This is a genomic window from Flavobacterium tructae (genome assembly GCF_001853485.1).
Lineage (GTDB): Bacteria > Bacteroidota > Bacteroidia > Flavobacteriales > Flavobacteriaceae > Flavobacterium > Flavobacterium tructae.
On the sequence record NZ_MIKE01000027.1, the window covers coordinates 276,847 to 297,392 of the forward strand.

The 20,546-nt window shown below is 39.0% G+C and carries 14 protein-coding genes; 8 read left to right on the forward strand and 6 right to left on the reverse strand.

What is annotated here, in order from left to right; translation table 11 throughout:
- Positions 1–3 precede the first annotated feature (3 nt).
- Both BHE19_RS20145 and BHE19_RS20150 read right to left on the reverse strand, forming a co-directional pair.
- The gene (locus BHE19_RS20145; protein ID WP_070908593.1) at positions 4–1,278 is read right to left on the reverse strand and encodes a hypothetical protein; all 1,275 of its coding nucleotides are present in this window, start codon (positions 1,276–1,278) and stop codon (positions 4–6) included.
- Between the two features lie 220 nt (positions 1,279–1,498).
- Positions 1,499–1,816: a hypothetical protein gene (locus tag BHE19_RS20150; RefSeq protein ID WP_083342603.1), complete on the reverse strand. Its 318-nt coding sequence runs from the start codon at positions 1,814–1,816 to the stop codon at positions 1,499–1,501.
- A gap of 508 nt (positions 1,817–2,324) precedes the next feature.
- Here BHE19_RS20150 and BHE19_RS20155 point away from each other — a divergent pair.
- The 3 genes from BHE19_RS20155 to BHE19_RS20165 all read left to right on the forward strand — a co-directional run bounded on the left by BHE19_RS20155 (position 2,325) and on the right by BHE19_RS20165 (position 9,405).
- Entirely contained in the window at positions 2,325–5,351 is a 3,027-nt protein-coding gene (locus tag BHE19_RS20155; RefSeq protein ID WP_070908594.1) for a SusC/RagA family TonB-linked outer membrane protein, read from the forward strand.
- A gap of 16 nt (positions 5,352–5,367) precedes the next feature.
- Complete coding sequence (locus BHE19_RS20160) at positions 5,368–6,786, forward strand: RagB/SusD family nutrient uptake outer membrane protein (protein ID WP_070908595.1); 1,419 nt, start codon at positions 5,368–5,370, stop codon at positions 6,784–6,786.
- Positions 6,787–6,900: 114 nt separating this feature from the next.
- Positions 6,901–9,405: a S9 family peptidase gene (locus tag BHE19_RS20165; RefSeq protein ID WP_165607937.1), complete on the forward strand. Its 2,505-nt coding sequence runs from the start codon at positions 6,901–6,903 to the stop codon at positions 9,403–9,405.
- 63 nt (positions 9,406–9,468) lie between these two features.
- On the opposite strand, the gene BHE19_RS20170 is transcribed toward BHE19_RS20165, so the two are convergent.
- From BHE19_RS20170 to BHE19_RS20185, 4 genes are all read right to left on the reverse strand, one after another.
- The gene (locus BHE19_RS20170; RefSeq protein ID WP_070908597.1) at positions 9,469–9,738 is read right to left on the reverse strand and encodes a hypothetical protein; all 270 of its coding nucleotides are present in this window, start codon (positions 9,736–9,738) and stop codon (positions 9,469–9,471) included.
- 99 nt (positions 9,739–9,837) lie between these two features.
- Positions 9,838–11,328 carry a DoxX family protein gene (locus BHE19_RS20175; RefSeq protein WP_083342605.1) on the reverse strand — a complete coding sequence of 497 codons (1,491 nt, stop codon included), beginning with the start codon at positions 11,326–11,328 and terminating at the stop codon, positions 9,838–9,840.
- 79 nt (positions 11,329–11,407) lie between these two features.
- Positions 11,408–12,352 (reverse strand): helix-turn-helix domain-containing protein, encoded by a 945-nt coding sequence (locus BHE19_RS20180; RefSeq protein WP_083342606.1) that lies wholly within the window; start codon positions 12,350–12,352, stop codon positions 11,408–11,410.
- Between the two features lie 45 nt (positions 12,353–12,397).
- On the reverse strand, positions 12,398–12,781 hold the full coding sequence (locus tag BHE19_RS20185; protein WP_070908599.1) for a DUF7793 family protein: 384 nt from the start codon (positions 12,779–12,781) through the stop codon (positions 12,398–12,400).
- Between the two features lie 252 nt (positions 12,782–13,033).
- Between BHE19_RS20185 and BHE19_RS20190 the strand changes: the two genes are divergently transcribed.
- From BHE19_RS20190 to BHE19_RS20210, 5 genes are all read left to right on the forward strand, one after another.
- Complete coding sequence (locus BHE19_RS20190) at positions 13,034–15,460, forward strand: bifunctional aminotransferase class I/II-fold pyridoxal phosphate-dependent enzyme/GNAT family N-acetyltransferase (RefSeq protein ID WP_070908600.1); 2,427 nt, start codon at positions 13,034–13,036, stop codon at positions 15,458–15,460.
- 100 nt (positions 15,461–15,560) lie between these two features.
- On the forward strand, positions 15,561–16,412 hold the full coding sequence (locus BHE19_RS20195; protein WP_070908601.1) for an RteC domain-containing protein: 852 nt from the start codon (positions 15,561–15,563) through the stop codon (positions 16,410–16,412).
- A 226-nt stretch (positions 16,413–16,638) separates the two neighbouring features.
- Positions 16,639–16,947 (forward strand): helix-turn-helix domain-containing protein, encoded by a 309-nt coding sequence (locus BHE19_RS20200; RefSeq protein ID WP_070908602.1) that lies wholly within the window; start codon positions 16,639–16,641, stop codon positions 16,945–16,947.
- 81 nt (positions 16,948–17,028) lie between these two features.
- Positions 17,029–18,465, forward strand: coding sequence for a DUF3945 domain-containing protein (locus tag BHE19_RS20205; RefSeq protein ID WP_070908662.1), 1,437 nt, complete (start codon positions 17,029–17,031; stop codon positions 18,463–18,465).
- Between the two features lie 3 nt (positions 18,466–18,468).
- Positions 18,469–20,544 carry a type IA DNA topoisomerase gene (locus BHE19_RS20210; RefSeq protein WP_070908603.1) on the forward strand — a complete coding sequence of 692 codons (2,076 nt, stop codon included), beginning with the start codon at positions 18,469–18,471 and terminating at the stop codon, positions 20,542–20,544.
- The last annotated feature ends 2 nt before the right edge of the window (positions 20,545–20,546 follow it).

The following is a 20,546-nucleotide window of genomic DNA, read 5'->3' on the forward strand; positions in this document are numbered from 1 at the left end:
TAATTAAAATTTACCTCCAGTGCGAAGAATTGACAACATATCATTTGTAGCTTTTGGGTTTATGCTAGTTTGTTTTCTTCTAGTTTTTTCCCTGTTATATTCTGGCCCATTAAATTTAGTAACAGCTGCAGTAGGTAGAGCACTTAAAGAATGTTCACTCACATCTCCCTGTTGAATTACCTGGAGTGCTAGTTCTCCAACTTCTTTTTTAAGCAATGAAAGCATAGGGCCTGATCTACCATTTTTGCTGCCTTGTGAAACTTGAACTACTCCTTTTAATTCCAGTATTTTATAATCTTCGGCAATTGCTCTTACAGGACCGACACTCTCTCCTCTTACTAAAGCTCTCAATAATGCATCAACTAAGTGTATTTGGCCTCTAGCATATGAACTTTTTGTCATTCCATAAGTTATTGAACTAACAAAGGCCTTGGCTAAATCAAAAGCATCATCAACCATTGAATCACTATATTTAGAAAAAGCAGATGGCAAGGTTAGAAAGCCAACATTTTCTGTTGAATTACTAACTACACTTATATCAAATAAACCTACTGCTACGACTTTTTGAAAGAGATTTAGTCCTAATAGATTTTCGGCGTATTCCACACTAATACATGCATTTTTTTTTAATGTTTCAGTTAATTCATTTAGTTTTCCTTGTTCTTCAGGCTTTAGAGAATCAAGTACGTTCTTTATTTTTTGTGTGCTGTCTCTTCTAAATAAATTACCATTAAATAACAGCTTATCTGTGTCTGTAATTTTTTCAATATCTACAAAACCAATCGATTCAGAGTCTGCTAACAATTGATTAAGTTCTCCAAAGGAAAGTTTATACGTATCTGATAATTCTTCAGAAATATCTGTTGCAAAAATGGGAGAAATAGAAGCTCGTTCAGCTAGAGCAATTGAAGCATTTTCGTTTCCGCTTGGAGCAAGAGCATCAAATATGTCGGAAGTATGTTCTAAAGTTTTATTACTTGTGACACCTAAAACGGCGATTCCCGTTGCTGAAGTATCAATTAGTTCTTGATTTTGGAGAACTTCAATTAATTTAGGAAGTTCAAATGTTGTATTAATATTAGCCGCCTTTGCTAGTACTTTTAATCGTTCGGAGTTAATTGTTATGCTTTGATTTGCAGATATTGCTGAAAGTAGTATACCAGCTTTACCAGCCAAAAATGTATTTTCAAAACCTGATTGATTTATAACACCTTGCAACTTATTGGTATGATGAATTAACCAAGATCCTTTTGTCTTTTTATCTAATTCTTTACTCATAGATTAATTTATTTATTAGTATTTCAAGATCACTAAGTAAATTAAACTCTTTTTACTATAAATAGAATAAGTAAAAATACCCTTTTTAAAATAAAAAAAGTTCTTAAACTTATGCTTAAATTTAGCAATATGGTAAACAACAAATTTGTATATAGCCGTCAAATTACATTATAGAACATCCTTTCTTTGCGGTAATAAAAAAAGATGCATAAGCATCTTTTTATTTTTCTATGTAGTAGAATTTATCTTCAGCATCACCATATTTTTTTTCAACTAAGTTAAAGAAATTATGCATTGTAATCTGTTTATAAAAGCAAATAATTTTTAATGTAGATAAAGGAATATTATAACCTTCTTTTTGATTAATTTTTCTTGACACTGCTTCATGAACACCATGTTGCTTACCCCAATCTCTGAAAGACTTCATATCTTTCATCCATTCTTCTTTTATAAAATTACAAACGTGCTGATCTACTAGGAAAACTTTAGTTTTCTTAGGCTTACCTTGCTGTTTATTATCTTTTTTATTTAGTGCCATATAGACAAAAGAATAGAATAATCACAATTAATATGCACACGATAGTGTGCAATTCGGAATTTTATTCTATATTTGTTATCAAATACATATATTTGCGATACTTCAAACGATATTATGAAGCATTCGCTTAGAATCTGCTCTCTAAAACTGGTAATTTTAATCCGCGCAGAAGATAAGTGTAAATGCTCACGCCATATGGCGTGGGCTCACTTATTGCGCGTAAGGTATACCAGTACCTAGAGAGCGATAGGCTGAGTTTAAACCCACGCCTCCTTTTAAGGAGCTAATTAATTCTCATCTTTATTCTTTGCATTGTTTCTTATTTAGTCTCGCATTAAACGAAATGTTTAATCTTAAAGCTATTTTATTTGTAAAAAAGACTAAAAAATAAATTATGTCAGTTAAGCCGTTTACTTAATACATAAAAATGGCCCTCAGCAGCAGCGACCAAACTTTAGCAGAGGACCTTAGCCAGTCAAATACCATTTAACTAACCAATCCCAATATTATGAATTATTTTTCATTTTACAAGGATGGAAAAGCGCTTTATTGCCTTATTTTTATTGGCATGATGCTGTCATTTCCATCAGTTTCCGCTAAAATTCTAAAGCGGTCTTACCAAACATTTCCACAAAAGCACAGCATTCAGGGAACCGTAACAGACGGTTCAGCTCCTCTTCCAGGAGTTACTATTGCAGTAAAAAGCAAACCTCTAATCAATACCATTACGGATTACAATGGTCATTACACTATTACTGCAGCGCCTAATGATACTCTGGTGGTTTCTTTCATCGGATTTAAAAAAACAATAGTACCAGTGCAGAACCGCACTAAAATTGACATCAGGCTCCAATATGACACCACCACTCTTCAAGAAGTAAAGGTAAATGCAGGCTACTATTCAGTCACCGAAAGTGAACGGACAGGCAGCATAGCCAAAATCACATCAAAAGACATTGAAAAGCAGCCTGTCTCCAATGTGTTGGCCACAATGCAGGGACGAATGGCGGGTGTCGATATAATACAGGATTCTGGAACTCCAGGTACAGGCTTTCAGATTAAAATCAGGGGAATGAACAGTCTGCGTGAAGATGGAAACCAGCCTTTATATATTATCGACGGCGTGCCTTATTCTTCCGACCTAATAGGATACAGCAATACCAATTCGGGAGTACCAACCTCAACAGGCCCTTTGAACAGCATTAATCCAAATGACATTGAAAGCATAGAAGTGCTCAAAGACGCAGATGCCACTTCTATTTATGGATCGCGGGGAGCAAATGGAGTAGTCTTGATCACAACCAAAAAAGGAAAAGCAGGAAAAACCAGCATTACCCTTAATGCCTCCACCGGTGCGGGATGGATAACTGCAATGGTGCCCCTAATGAATACCTCCGAATATCTTGAAATGAGAAGACAGGCATTTGCCAATGACGGCATTGCTTCCTATCCAGCCGCCGCTTACGACATTAACGGCACATGGGATCAGAACAGATACACCAACTGGCAGAAAGAGCTATTGGGCGGCACCTCTGCGATAACCAATCTGCAGGCTTCCATTGCGGGAGGCTCTGATCTTACCCAATTTCTTTTAAGCGGCACCTACAGAACTGAAACAACGGTCTTGCCTGGAGACTTCGGCTATGATAAAGGAGCTGTGCATTTTAATATGAACCACAGCAACGAGGACAAAAAATTCAAACTGTCTTTTTCAGCAGGCTATACCTTTCAAAATAACCTGCAGCCTGGAACCGATCTTACCCGCATTGCCAGAACACTGGCTCCAAATGCTCCAGCATTGTATGACAGCGAGGGGAATCTAAATTTTGAAAACAATACCTTTAGAAACCCTCTAGCCCAGCTGCGGGGAATCAATACGGGCAAAATAAATGATCTGGTGGCTAACGCAGTGCTGAGCTACAGCATAATGCCGCATTTGGAAATAAAAGCCAATCTGGGCTTCACAGACTTGAAAAATTCGGAGCAGCGTCTGCTGCCTTCCACTATGAACAACCCGGCACTAAATATCGGAAGCAGCAGATCATCCATTTATACCAATCTTACCTCAAGGCAGTCTTGGATAATGGAGCCTCAAATTCGATGGTTCCGTGATTTTAAAGACAGCTCTATTGATATTCTGATTGGCGGCACTGCGCAGCAGCAATCCACAGCGAGACTGTATCAGTCTGGCAAAGGTTTTGCAAGCAACAGCCAGATTACTGATCTCTCTGCTGCCGTTACCAAATCTATACTTACAAATGATGAGATTCTTTATAAATATCAGGCATTTTTTGGAAGAGTGAATTACAATTTCAAAGAAAAATACATCCTGAATCTGACTGCAAGAAGAGACGGCTCCAGCAGGTTCGGTCCAGGCAGGCAGTTTGCCACTTTTGGAGCTGCAGGCGCGGCGTGGCTGTTTTCTAAAGAAGATTTTATAAAAGATGACTCTTTTCTGAGTTTCGGCAAACTGCGTGCAAGCTACGGAACCACTGGAAGCGACCAGATTGGAGACTATCAGTTTATGGACACCTATACAACCTCTGGAAACGCATACAATGGTATTGTGGGTATGGATCCTACAAGGCTATTTAATCCAAATTTCAGCTGGGAAATTAATAGAAAATTCGAAATAGCGCTTGAGACCGGATTTTTCCATGACAGATTATTTTTTACTGCAGCAGGATACAGAAACAGGTCTTCCAACCAGCTGGTAGGCATACCGCTTCCTGCAACAACAGGATTCAGTTCCGTAAGTGCAAATCTGGATGCCGTTGTCGAAAATTCGGGCCTTGAATTTACCCTTCGCACAATTAACTTCAACAACCCTAATTTTAAATGGTCTACCAATTTTAATATTACTGTGGCCAGAAACAGGCTCATTTCATTTCCTGGACTGGAAGGTTCAACCTATTCCAGCAGATACGTTATAGGCAGACCAACCACTATAGCAAAGACCTATCAGTTCAATGGCGTAAATCCATCAACAGGGATCTATGAGTTTGAAGATGTAAACAAGGACGGAATAATTTCCATTGAAGACCGTCAGACTATAGTTGATCTTACACCGCAATATTATGGGGGACTGCAGAATACTGTCCAGTATAAACGCCTCAAGCTGGACTTCCTTTTCCAGTTTGTAAAACAGCAGAATTATGATTACAGTTCTTATGTTCCCGGAGGAAGTTTTATAAATCAGCCGCAGGATATGGTCCATTCATGGAAAAATCAGGGAGATATTACAACTTATCAGATCAATACATCTGGTCAGAACAGCGCTGCTGTAAATGCGTATTACAATTATTCGGACAGCAACGCTGGCATAGTAGATGCATCCTACATCCGTTTGAAAAATATCTCGCTAATCTATGATCTGCCATTGAAAGCAGCTCAAGGAGTGCAGTGCAGACTATCGCTGCAAGGGCAGAATCTGCTCACTTTCACCCCATATAAAAATGGAGATCCAGAATTTAGATTTAGCGGATATCTGCCTCCTTTACAAATATTTACTGCCGGCATTCAGATGACTTTCTAACTTAATAACCAGAACCATGAAAAAAAGCATAGAAGTTCTGCAGACTGGTTTCTGCAAAACAAACAATAGATTTAGAAAACTGGCGCTATCAGCCGTCTTAGCATTGATTTTCTTTAACTCCTGTGATAATTTTGTCGAAGTAGACCTGCCTAAATCCCAGCTGACTTCAGATGCCGTTTTTGAAGATGCTGAGACAGCAAATGCCGCTATGGCGGGATTGTACACGAAACTGAGAATGAACGGCATTCTCGCTGGCAGCACAACAGGCCTTTCTTCCATGCTCGGCCTCTATACGGACGAGTTCAATTACTACCAGCCTAACAGCGTTAGCAATTTATTTAATAACAGTCTCACTGCCGGAACCCCGCAGATAAGTGATATATGGAATCAAAGCTATAATCAGATTTATACGGCAAACAGCATTATTGAAGGTGTCCAAAGGTCCACATCCATAACGCAGGATCAAAAGAATCATCTGATGGGTGAAGCGCTGTTTGTAAGAGCGATGCTCCATTTTACTCTAACGGACATTTATGGTGATATTCCTTATGTAACCACAACGGATTATACAACTAACAGCAAAATTTCAAAAGCGCCGACAGACCAGATATATCAGAATGCTCTTAAGGATCTTAATACAGCTTCAGATCTTCTTCCTGAGAAATATATCTCAAATGAGAGAATAAGGCCTAATCGAAGTGCCGCCAAAGCCCTGCTTGCAAGACTTTATCTTTATATGAAATTATATCCTGAAGCTTCTAACGCCGCATCTGCAGTAATCAATAACACCTTATACAAAAAGGAAAGCAATCTTGACAGGATATTTCTAAAGGGCAGCACGGAAACAATCTGGCAGCTAATGCCTGGAACTGCTGGTGCCAATACGCAGGAAGGCGATCTCTACATCTTTAAGGCGGGCCCTCCACCCATTGTTGGCTTAAGAGAAGAATTCATCAATGCATTTGAGCCGACAGACAAAAGAAAGACCCACTGGACTGCAATGGTTTCCAACGGCAATCAAAGGTGGTATTATGCCTATAAGTACAAACAGGACCAGCCTACCGCGAGCTCTCTGGAATATTCTGTTGTACTGCGTCTGGCCGAACAGTATCTGATACGCGCAGAAGCTAGAGCTTTTCAGGGAGACCTTACAGGAGCGAAAGAAGATCTCAATGTCATCAGAAATGCCGCGGGTCTTTCAAATGCAGCTGCACTTTCTTTCCAAGATATTATGATCGATATTTTACAGCAGCGCCGTTTCGAGCTATTTACAGAATTTGGCCAGCGCTTCTTTGACCTTAAGCGTTTTGGAAAACTTGATAAAACCCTCTCTCCTTTAAAACCTGGCTGGGATGCCAATGACCGGCTGTGGCCGATTCCTGTTTTGGAATTAAATTCAAATCCAAACCTGAATCCACAGAATCAGGGCTATTAGTAATAAATAAAGAAATTCAATTCGATGCGGAACCATTTTAGAATTTTTATTTTGAATTTGTTGAATTTGTGGATTTTGCCATCTGCCTGTCTCTGCATGGGACAGGCACGGCAAATGACGCATGCCACAGAAGAGGATTATAGCCGCTGGGGCACATTGGAACTCAAAAGCATATCAGAGAAGGGGAAATGGATCAGCTTTGAAATGCGGTACGAAAATGCAATGGACACATTGTTTCTTTGCAATACCTTGACAAATAAAACGTATGAATTTCCAAAAGGAAAAAATGGAAAATTTGCAGATGAAAAAATCTTCGCCTATCTGGATGCTAAATCTAATCTGCATCTCTTTAACCTAAATTCCTTAAAAACAGCCGACTTGAAAAATGCGGCAAACTACGAGCTGCCTCTTGGAGGCAAATTCTTTGTTACTTCCTCCGCTGAGAAAAATAAATGCAGACTCCTAATCCTATACAATGACAATGGCATAGTGCTCGATACAGTTCAAGGCATAACAGAATACGTTATGAATTCTCACGGTGACGCTTTGCTCTACACGTCTAAGAAAAATAATTTTTACCAAAGCGGCATCATCAATTTCGGCAATTACCATCAAGTTATAATCGCAGAAAAAATCCCGTACAGGCTTGTTAAACCCACTTGGCAGGACAATGAACACAATGCCGCCTTTCTCTCTATAAGGGACTCGGTAAGCAATAAAACAGTGCTCCATTATTACAGAGCTCGAGACAGCATGCTTTTTTCTTTTAATTGGAATGATAAAAAACCCGGCACAGACCTGATCATCAATCCCAAGCTGCCTCTTCAGATTTCCAAAGACGGAAAAAAAGTGTTCTTTACGCTAAAAAGGGAGGCTGATTCAAAAAGTAAAAATGAAACAGTTGAAATATGGAATGGGAATGATAAATCCCTATATCCTGGCAGGCACAAGACGGAAAATGCGGCAGAAACTCCGAAAAAAATGGTATGGTACCCCGAAACTGATTCCTTCCTCCTGCTCAATGACAATGGATATTCCAATTTTGGAATTACCGGAAGACAGGATTTTGCCATAATCTTTAATAAAAATCCCTATGGGCTACAGGATAAATATTATGAAGAAGCGGATTTTTACTTAAAAGAATTAACCAGCGGGAGCACCATTCCATTTCTAAAAAAGCAGTCCATAGATCCAGCGCAGATGAAATTTGATCCCTCCAGTAACAGGATTCTTTATTACCGTGAGAAGAACTGGTGGATCTTTAATCCGATTGAGGGAAAGCACCTAAACCTCACAGAAAAAACAAAAATTTCTTGGGACAACGATTCCGAACCTTCGATTAGGAGCCAGTTCGGCCCATATGGCTGTGCAGGATGGAGCAACGATGGAAAAAACATTCTATTGTATGACCAGTATGATATATGGATGGTGGCAGCAGACGGTTCATACAGCAGACGTTTGACAAAAGGACGCGAGAAGAATATTTCCTTTCGTCTAAATAATCCCTCTCTGAACAATATCTTCTCCATGGCTGAAGATCTTATTCTTCAGAGCAGGAACATGAAAGACCATTCCACAGGCTATCATGTTCTGAGTTTTAAATCAGGAGAAAAGCTCATTATATCTGGAAGCAGAAAATTCGAACAGCTGCTGCAAAGCCAAAACAATATTTTTGCCTATACATCCCAGAATTATAATAAGCCTCCCCAGATTGAATTAAAAAAAAACGGCGCTAACCCCTCTGTCCTATTTGAATCGAACCTGCAGGTAAAAGAATACCGCTATGGAAAATCAGAAATGGTATACCACCGAGACACAGCAGGCGAAAAGGTCAAGTCAGCACTGATTTATCCAGCAGGATTTGATTCTTCTAAAAAATATCCGATGATTGTGTACATTTACGAGAACATGTCTAATCTTGTGAAGAATTACCAGAATCCTTCATTGCAAAGCAGTATTGGATTTAACATAACCAACTACACTCTTAATGGATATTTTGTGCTTCTGCCTGACATCTTCTATAAAAAGGGTAATCCTGGAATTTCAGCCTTGGAATCTGTAAAGGCTGCCGTTAATGCCGTCCTACGAAAAGGCTCTATCGACAGGAACAGAGTCGGACTGTATGGGCATTCCTTCGGAGGATACGAGGCTAATTTCATTATTTCGCAGACAGGACTATTTGCCGCCGCAGCATCTGGTGCCGGAATCAGCGACATTATCGGTTACTATTTCAACATCAGCAAAAATGGAATTGCACAGTCAGAGATGTGGCGATTTGAAAGCCAGCAGTACAGAATGGGAAACTCGCTTTTTGAAGAAAAGGAAAAATATCTTAAAAATAATCCGCTTTTAAATGCCGATAAAGTAAATACTCCTCTACTTCTATGGTCAGGCAAGGAAGATCGCGTTGTTCCCTATACGCAAAGCGTCTCATACTACCTTGCGCTTCGAAGGATGAAAAAGCCAACGGTAATGCTAATCTATCCAAAAGAAGACCATAACATTAAAAAAGTCGATAATCAGGCAGATTTGAGCAGAAGAATGATGGAGTGGTTCGACTATTTTTTAAAAGATAAAAAAACGGCCCAATGGATTTCAGAAGGAACTTCTGGTGACTAGGCCAAATAAAAAATGCAGTTTCGAATGGAAACTGCATTACTTTTTGTTAATAATTTGATTCATCTACAGGCGGCGCAATTGGACATTACAATCACTATTTTCATTAATTTTTCCATAGGCCTCAAAAGAACCGCTGGTACATAATTGGCCGTTTCCTGGCTCACAGTTTACAGTTACAGGCTCGCAGTCATCCTCTGCTGGATTATGGATATATGCCTGAATAACCGCAGATGTTTTACTTTTTTCAGCATCAGCAGTACTGGCCGCGCCAGCGCTTGCTAGAGCAAATGCTGCCAGAGGCATAGCAAATGCTTTTAAAATTGTTGATTTCATAATATTTCAAATTTAATTATTAAATAGCGACCTACTCTTTTCTACAGGTTTTCGGTCAAGTCTCCTGCTACCGGCCGGTATCTTTTTAATATTTTCTTACTATTGGATTCTTGAACTAATTCTTTTGCCATAGCCATATTTAAGCAGATAGTGCCCTGAAATTGCATATAGGGCCGAGTCTGCCGCGAAAAAGCTTCCCATTTTGACATTCTGCTTCTGGTCATAGACATAAAAACTAAATACATAAGTCCGTTTCGCAATATCGTAGACATCAACAACGGTCGCATTTTTCCACACCCTGCCATCTTCGTATCTTCCTCTGAGCATTGAATTGACAAAAAGCAGTTTTCCAAATACAGAAGTGTTTCGGTTGACGGTGTAAGGCGGCGCACCTAATTTTATGTCTCCAGACTTTTCTAATTTTACCACTTTTAATTTTGCATGAACCGTGGTGTCAATGGTGTGCGGCCTTGCTTTAACTTTGAGATTATTCTCAGCAATGATATACTGGTTCCTGTAATAGTAAGTGAATACTATCTTCTTTAGTTTATCGCTGTACTGCAGAGTTCCGTCTGTGTCAAAAATTCCATCCTTCTGCTTTTGAAATACCAAATCGCTATACTTAATTTTTGGTGCTGGATATCCTATTCCGTAACCCATGATATTTTCGCCTGCTGGAGGCTTTTGAGTGCGGAAGGCAAATTGATTGGCATCAAGGAAAACGATACTGGAAAAATGGAACTTTCCTTCTGTAAGTACCGATGCTTTCCAATCTGAAACCAATCCTCTATAAATGACTGGCACGGTGCCGTCCATAACATAAAAATAAGGATAGTGGATTCTAACCTCCACGGCTTTATAGCTAAAGTTTTCACGCTCTAGGATAATGGCATGCTTAACTGTCTTTTTGAAATTCGAGTCCGTTTCCAGAATCTCAAGAGGAGCTTTCCAATTCCCCAGATAAATTTTTTCACCATGAACTCCTGCAACATAATAGGAATAGTTCCGAAGATCAAGCATATTGGTCTTAGCGGCAGAAGCTTTTGGAAAGCGCCTTATAAAAGGATTTTCCTTCGCCATTATATCTTCAGAAAAAACAAATAAAACCGCCACCATTCCAGCACTGGCTGCAGCCACGCCAACAATCTTAAATAAAACGTAATTATCGCCTGACCACATCCTTACTGCTGCCATTGCAAGAACCATAAATGCAACATTAAAAACAAGATGCTCACCCCATTCCATCTTCTCTAAAATGCCTCCGCATGAACACGGTATAAATGAACTGAAATTCAGTATAATAATTATATATGCCGTAAACATGGTCATCAGGGCAGATGACAGCCAAAGCGCCAGATATTTAGACTTTGGAAATACCAGCAGAACTGAAATAATTATTTCAACCGCAATAACGCCTATTGATACGAAATTGGCAAATGGGCTTAAGAGAGGCGACTGTCCAATCTGAGCGCGGAAATTTTCAAAGTCTATGAGCTTACTTACTCCAGCATATACAAAAAGCAGAATAAATAGTAAGCATACTATCTCTATGAAGTACTTTTTAAAAGCTGTTTTTGATTTAGACATCATAATCTTATTGTTTATTTTCAGAATGTAAAATTCTGAATTTCAAAACAATAAGACTTATGCTATCGGGAGCAAAAATTAATTAAGAAGGATTAAGGCTGTCCAGAGTGAAAAGATTACCTGCTTTGCCTCTGCTGAGTTCTTTGGGAGAAAATCCAAACTGCTTCTTGAATGATTTGGAAAAATTAGGATAGCTGTTAAAACCGTTCATAAAGGCAATATTCTTAAGGGGAATATCAGTCTGCTCTATCATGAGGTAAGCTCTTTTAAGCCGCTGCTCTGTATAAAATTTGTAGACGCTTGTATGGAAAAAATACCTGAACCCGTCTTTGAGTTTAAAATCATTTGTGCCGAACTGTCTTGCCAGTTCCTTAATGGATGGTAATGGCTCGCTCAAATTTGCCAATATATAATCATAAACCCGCTGCAGCATACGTGCATCAGTCTGCCCGAAATTTGAATGTCGGTCTGATTTTGTTTGTAAAGATTCACTAGCAGTTTCATTAACCTGGAGAAAGGGAGCCACAAAACTGAGAACAGTAAACTTGCCATCCGATAATCTCGATACGGAACACTCCGCCGTTACAAGAAGCTTTTTTATTGTTATAAAATTCAGTGTAATGATCTCGCCTGATAAAAGCATTTCTTCCAATTCTTTTCTCTCACTGTCAGACATACCACTGAAATCATCGTTCAAAAAATCCTGTATGGGCCTTCTGAGCACTTCTGATGCATTATAACCTAAAATCTCTAAGGCTCCATGGTTTACATTTTTTATATGATGCTTTTCATCTAAAATAAAAGTGGCAGGAGTTATCATCCTGTGAGTAATATAAGGATTCACAAAACCGGAATGAAAGGCCGACTCTTTAAGCTCTTCTGCTACCATGTTTACAAGAACTACAAGAGTTTCAATTTCATCATCATAATCGCTCAGAGGAATCTGGTTATTGAAATTGCCCCGTGCCATCTCAAATAACATCTTCTGCATGGATATCATCCGTTTTCTGTTATGAGGTCTTTTCATCAGTCCTGATTTTATTTATGTATAATCTTTTCTGGCCGGCAGTCACTAAATAAAGTCCTTAAGATAATCCAATGCCTCCTTCTCAACGGTAAAAATTCTTGTAGGCACAGAGGGTTTGCTGATTTCAAGATAAAAGGTGCTCATAGTTATAGAAACATTTTCACTGCCGATCAGAGCGACTGCTTTTGCAAGCATTGAACCGGATTTGGCGAGATAATCTCTGGCTGCTTTGTCAATTGAGGCTATGCCTCTGGTATCACAAAAAACAGGAAAATATCTTTCATTTTGGAACGCAACCCGGTCTGCCACCACGCGCATCGCTACTTCTAAATTAACTGTCGTATTGGGCTTGTATCCGAAAAAAAGTATTTCGTTTTCAATCCAAAACCTCGCGTTTTGATTCTCATAAGATTCATGTGCTGCAATCATGTCTTATCAGTTTTTAAATAAGGGGCTGTAATTTAACAAAAATATAAAGATTAATAAACATTATAATTGCCGATTACGGATTTTTTCTTGCAAAAACATCATATTGGTTGCTAAATCGGGAATTAAACTTGCCATAATGGGAGTAAAACATCATAAAATAAAAATATTTCCATTTTTTATAAAGAATTTTAGATTGTTGTTTTTCAAATAGTTAAACACATAAAAGATTATAAACCTAAATAACTGAATAAAATGGCAAAAATAAAGCACAACAATTTTATTGATACCGTTGACACCGTTTTTTCAAATGCAAAAGAAAAAGGCTTACTGCACCTCTACTCAGAAGGTGAATATCTCAATGGACGAACCATAAAAATTAACGGAAGCGAAATGCTCCATTTCGGAACTACAGGATATCTTGGACTCGAACAGGACAAAAGACTGAAAGAGGCTGCAATAAGTGCCGTAAACAGATATGGGACACAGTTCCCGCTTTCTAAAACTTATCTTTCACATCCCTTGTATGCAGAACTGGAAAGCAGGATTGAGCAGATGTACAGCATACCGCCAGTCATAACTAAAAACAGCACCCTTGGCCATATGGCAATCATCCCAACCCTGATAAGAGATGAGGATGCTGTGATCATGGACCATCAGGCGCATTGGAGTGTGCAGAATGCCTGTCAGGTTCTTAAGCTCAGGGGAATAAGAGTGGAGATGATTCGCCATAATAACCTTGAAATGCTTGAAGACAAAATTCGCATGCTAAGCGGGAAATCGGGAAAAATCTGGTACATGGCAGATGGTGTTTACTCTATGTATGGCGATTATGCGCCGGTACAGGAATTGCTTAACCTTGCTTGTAAGTATCCGCAGCTCCGCCTCTATTTTGATGATGTCCATGGAATGAGCTGGAAAGGAAAAAATGGTACCGGTTTTATCTTTGACGCTATTGGAAAGCTTGAAGAAAACATTGTTGTTGTCAGTACGCTTAGCAAAACATTTGGTGCCAGCGGCGCTACATTTTTCTGCAGCGATGCTAAATTACGCGAAAAGATTAAAACTTTTGGCGGCCCTCTTACCTTTTCTGCCCAGCTTGAACCTGCATCAGTTGCTGCTGCTATCGCATCCTGCATCATACATCTCTCTGCGGAAATAAATGAACACCAGGCCGAACTTGCAAAAAAAATAATGCATTTCGGCAGTCTGCTTTCAAAAAGCAGTCTTCCTTTAGTCTCTGAAAATGATTCTCCCGTTTTCTTTCTTGGAATGGGTACACCCGCTACTGCATTTAATTTTACCAAGCGTCTCTTTGCAGAAGGCTTTTATCTCAACCTTGGCATATATCCGGCAGTTCCCATAAAAAATACTGGAATCCGTATCACGATATCTGCACATAATAAAATTGAAGATATAACAGAACTTGCCCGTGCCATGGATCATCACTTTCACAGAGCGGTAGAAGAAACAGGAAGCAGTGAGCAGAAGATACGGCAGGCTTTTAGAATGGACAGCAAAAAGAAGCTGCCTGATGCAAAAAAGCAGACAGAAAAACTGCAGATGGAAGAAAAAACAACAATAGCGGACATCAATAAACAGGAATGGAACAAATATTTGGGCGCTCACAATATTCTTGACTGGGAAGGAATGCAGTATCTAGAATGCGCTTTCTCAAATAATCAGGACCACGCCAATAAATGGGATTTTTTCTATTATATTATCCGTGACCAGAACATGCAAGTGGTTTTAATGACCTACTGTACATTGGGGATGTGGAAAGATGATATGCTGGCTACAGAATCTGTATCAAGGCAACTTGAAGAAATTAGAAAAACAGATTCCATGCATATGACTTCCAAAGTATTAAGTACCGGCTCACTATTTACTGAGGGACTGCACTGCTATATTGATAAGGATCATCCTCTGGCAGAGCATTCAATGAGAATGCTATTAAATAAACTTGAGGAATCATACAATTCGCTGGATGCCGACATGCTCGTTCTGCGTGATTTTGAAACCGGATTCCACTTAGATGAAATGATTAGAAACCAAGGGTATTTTAGAATCGATATGCCAGAATCATGTGTTATTGAAAATAAAAACTTCCCGGCAATTGAGAATTATGGTTCCCTGCTTTCTACGCGTTCACGCCAGCATTTCAATCGGGAAATACTGCCATACGAAAAATTCTATGCTGTTGAAATAAAAGATTGCCTCAACAAAGAAGAACTAAACAGGGCGTACCAGCTATACTGCAACGTAAAGGAGCGCAACCTTGCTATAAATACCTTTACATACAAAAGGGAAGTATTTGAAAATATGAACAGCTGTCCAAACTGGGAGTTTATAATTCTTACCTTCAAAGATGCCCCTGAAAAGAATTTCGTTGGGATAATGTTCTGCTATAAAAATTCAGGAAATGTATATGTACCTGAACTTATCGGCATGGACTACATTTCTGGCGATGGCTTCAACTTGTATAGACAGCTGCTCTACCAGACAATCAAAAGAGCAAAGGAACTTGAAATTCGACGAATCGATCTCGGCATATCGGCAAGTTTTGAGAAGAAAAAACTGGGAGCTTCTATAATACCGAAGGTCGCTTACGTACAAGCCAGGGATAACTACGCTATGGAATTAATGCAGACACTGCAGAATGAAACCAATACCGCACGCTGATATAATACATTTTAATTTCCAACGAAAAGTAACGTCATAATCCATCTGGGCAGGAATGCCCTAACTTTTCCTTGTTCAAATAAATCTAAATTCTGTTGCCATGATAAGATCTACATGTGAGAACGCACTTCAGGTTATTCGAAAAGCAGAACAGGAATTCAGCTTAGATCCTGAACATATAATTGAAAAATCCTACCATATGACTACCGTACTCAGAAACCTGCTTTGTACGGTCAAAACAAATGTTTTAGAAAAAGGTTTCTCCGATGAAAATGAAGAGATTAATTTTTTTAAAAATATCAAACCCCAGATACTGGGAAAACTGATATTTTACAATAAAGTTTTTCGAATTGAAGCATCCTGCCCGGTTGTAACGGGAAAAATGCATCATAAATATTTTTCCAATGAACTCAATCTCCTTAAGCAGGAATATAAAGAGCACTTTTATAACACTGATTTTTATCGCTACTACCGCACGGGAAGAACCGAATGGGACCACCATTTTTTTTGCCGGGGAAAAATAGACCTTCATGAGGGAGTCAACAGTTTCGTTTTTGAAATTGACACGCAGTTTTCCACCTATTATGATTATAAGGTAGCGCGTATAATTGCCAACGAACTGCTATACCGCTACCTTGTTTCTAAAATTGAACCTGACCCCCAGCAGACCGCCATCTTTTCAGACGGAAATACAGCAAACAGAGACTTTTTCTGGACAGATTCAAAAAATGCCCTGATCGAATTAATTTATGCACTTCATGCATCAGGAAGTATTTCTCATGGAAAAGCCGGCATTCGCAAAATAAGCATGGTTTTCCAGCTCCTGTTTAGGATCCAGCTCGGCGATGTGCATCATGCCTTCCATAGGATGAAAGACAGGACTGAAAGCAAAAGCATTTTTTTGGATCAGCTGAAATTATCGCTTAAACAGCACATGGAAAAAGAGCTTTAGAGACTTTTCAACTTCAATTCTGCTGCCAATGAGACCCAATTGGCAACCAGCCGAACTATGGTTATTAACAAGCTCCATCTGTTTACAAGTCCAAATAAATCAGCATTTTATACACTTCTTATAACAGTTAAAACTTTCACAAAACTGCATTTTACATTGGCTGAAATTGGCAATGAAAAACTTTTGCCATTAGCAACTTTGCATCAGTAATGTAAAACAAACGGCCATGAATATAGACAGAATGGAATTCATTTCCTGGATGGAACGGATCATAGAACGTTTCGACCTTTTGAGCTCACATATCAGTGAATTGGAAAAAAAGCGTGGGAGTGTTGACGGTGAAGAGCTATTGGACAATCAGGACATATTGCAGATGCTCAAAATAAGCGGGAGGTCACTTCAGCGTTACCGATCAATCGGCAGGCTGCCCTATTATACCATTAGCGGGAAAATATATTATAAACTATCCGATGTACACCAGTTCATCAGAGAAAGTATTAAAGTCTGCATGCCAAAAACATGCGCCAAGGAGTGAAAAATAATGCCTTTGGATTCCAGCTTTTAATTAGCGCTTTCCCACCATTTAATTTCGTAAATGAATTTAAAATCTAAAATTATGAGCGAACAAATTAAAGATGTACTAAATACTCTTGAAGAGTTATCAGACATACTGCTGGTATTCGATAAAGAGAAAAAGAAAATCATGGCGGTAAAAGGCATTGACCAAAATGGCAATCTGGAAACCGTTGAACCCACCCGTAAAAATGAAAATCAATTTATGCGGGTGGACAAGCACGGAGATGTGTTTTCAAATTTCTTTTCTAATTTTTTCAGCCAGCTGAAGAACCCCACTAATTTTTCGTTCTTCAAAATACCTGCTCTGCTGGCTGTTGATACTTCAAAAGAAATGCAGAAACAGATAGATCATCCCACACCGGAAGGTGAACAATTAATGAAAAAGCATGAAGTTACAGAGTATAAACAAAAAAATAAAATTAATATGGAAACAGCACAGACAAATCCGGAAACAAGTGAATACAAATACAAACCGGAACAGATCGATTGGGAAACATTAAACCATCTGGGTTTAAGCAAAGAAAAACTTGAAAAAATGAGCCTTCTTGATCCAATGCTCAAGGGATATAAAACAAATGAGCTTGTGCCGGTCAGCCTTAATCTTGGTACTGCCGTTACCAGAATGGATGCCCGTTTATCGCTCAAACAAAACGACGAAGGACAGGTCGTATTGGCTATTCACGGCATCCGAAAAGGTCCTAATCTGAATTATCCTTTTTTCGGTCACGAGTTCAGCAAGGAAGATAAAGAGAATCTGCTGCAGACAGGCAATATGGGACGTGTAGTGAATCTGACCAATCCGAAAAGCAATGAGATCGTGCCCTCCATTATCAGTATAGACAGACTAACTAATGAAGTGGTGGCACTCCGCACGGATTTCATTAAAATTCCTGATGAAATTAAAGGAATAAAGCTGAATGAAGAGCAAAAGCAAACATTGCTAGAAGGGAAACCCCTTACATTAGAAGGTATGGTTTCCAAGAAAGGCACCGCTTTCGATGCATCTGTGCAATTTAATGCCGATAAACGTTTTGTTGAATTTATCTTTGACAGAAATGATCCTAACAAACAGACACAAGGCAATCAGCATAACCAAACACAGGGAGCACCGAAAAACTTTAGAGATAAAGAACTCGATAATGAGCAGTATCAAAAGCTCAAAGATGGTCAGACGGTTTATATTAGCGGCTTAGTCGATAAAAAGGGGAAAGAATACAATGGATATATCACCTACAATAAGGAAACCAATAAAACAGATTTTTCATTCCAAAATCCAGATAAAGCTAAAGAACAGATAAAACCTGCTCAAGCGCACAAAACTCAGACTGCCGTGAATTCCGAAGGCAAAACTAATGAAGCTACAAAGAACATAAAGGAGCCTCTAAAATCAGGGCAGACAAATCCTGATGACAAAAAACAACAGGAACATCACGAAGAATCAAATGCACCTGCAAAATCAAAAGGGCGTAAAATGTAATATATGATAACAATTATTGCAGAAAAGCCTAGTGTAGCAAGGGAAATAGCCGTACTGCTGAGAGCCACAGAAAAAAAGGATGGCTACCTGACAGGTAACGGCTATTTTGTTACATGGGCATTCGGACATTTAGTGGAGCTGGGCATGCCGCAAGATTATGGATTTTGCGGATTTCAGAAATCCGCACTGCCTATAATCCCAAACCTTTTTTTATTGACTATACGTAAAATAAAAAATGACAGGGGCTATAGGGTCGATGCCGGTGCGCAAAAGCAGTTAAAAGTAATAAAGCACCTCATTGAACGAAGCGAAAAGATAATTGCCGCAACTGACGCCGGACGTGAGGGCGAATTAATTTTTCGAAATATCTACGAGTTTCTTAAATGCAGTAAGCCCTTTGAGCGTTTGTGGATCAGTTCACTTACAGAAAAAGCTATTAAGCAGGGATTTGACAATCTAAAACCCGGCAGTGATTTTGACGGGATGTATAAATCGGCGCAAAGCAGAAGCCACGCTGACTGGCTGTTAGGCATTAATACTTCACAGGCATTAAGTATTGCGGCAGGTGATGGAATTTATTCGCTCGGAAGGGTACAGACTCCTACCCTTGGTTTGATCTGCAGGCGTTATCTGGAAAATAAAAGTTTTTCAAAGAAACAGTACTGGCAGCTGGAATTATTGCATTCAAAAGAATTCAGTGACTTTAAAAGCCTGTCTCAAAACAAATGGGAAGATAAAAAAACGGCAGACAATGTTTTAAAATTAATTATACGGAATGGAAATACTGCTATTGTCACTTCCGCAGAAACAAAAAACACAGCTGAACAGCCTCCACTACTATTTGATTTGACCGGCCTGCAAAAGGAAGCCAACACAAAACTGAATCTTTCTGCTGAGGAAACACTTACTATTGCACAAAGCCTCTACGAAAAGAAATTTATTACGTATCCGCGCACCGGAAGCAAATTTATTCCTGAAGATATGTGGGCCGAAATTCCCAGACTAATCAGAATTTTACAGGGCTGTGACTTATTTAAGCACTCGGTGGCAAACCTTAAATGGACACATTTCAATAAACGTATCGTTAACGATTTGCGTGTTACCGATCATCATGGCCTGCTGATTACCGAAAAGGTCCCCTCTGCCCTTCCCGCTAAGGAGAATGCACTTTATAATATGATTGCTTTTAGGCTGATGGAAGCAGTTTCGCAACCATGCGTCAAGGAGGTGACTAATATTACATTACAGGCTCTGCATTATGATTTTAACCTTAAAGGAAGCAGAATAATAGAATCAGGCTGGCGTGCCATTAGGGGCAGTTTTTTTGATGATGATCCCCAACAGGAACTCCCAGAATTGAAAATGGGTGATGAACTTAAAATAAAAAGTGCGCAGATTCTGGAAAAGGAAACAAATCCTCCAGTTCTTTACACTGAAGCGGGACTTTTATCTGCAATGGAAACTGCCGGAAAGGAATTAGAAAACCACGACCAGTGCAAGACATTACAGAATATAGGCATCGGCACCCCTGCAACAAGATCTGGAATTATCGAAACACTTTTTTCCCGTCATTACATTGATAGAGAAGGGAAATCACTGATACCTACTCCAAAAGGGCTTAAAGTGTATGAACTTGTTAAAGACAAAAAAATTGCAGATGTAGGCATGACTGCTCAGTGGGAAGCTGTCTTAGCTAAAATTGAAAACAGCCAAACAGATGATCTAGCCTTTAAAAAAGATATCAAAACCTATACAGCTTCCATTACTGCTGAATTATTACAAATTTCTATTGAAAAAGCAAGTCTTCCTCAGCTCATATGCCCTAAGTGCAAAACCCAGCATCTTATTATCAGTGATAAAATTATCAAATGCGAAGATAAAGTTTGCAGCTGGCTGCAGTACAGGAAAATCTGTGGTGTGCATTTAAGCTTATCTGAAATTGAAAATCTTGTCAATAAAGGTAAAACCTCGTTAATTAGGGGTATGAAAAGCAAATCAGGAAAGAAATTTAATGCCTGCATCGTATTAAACGAACAAGCAGGAAGTTTTTTTGAATTCGGTAAAAGTAAAAGTGTATAATG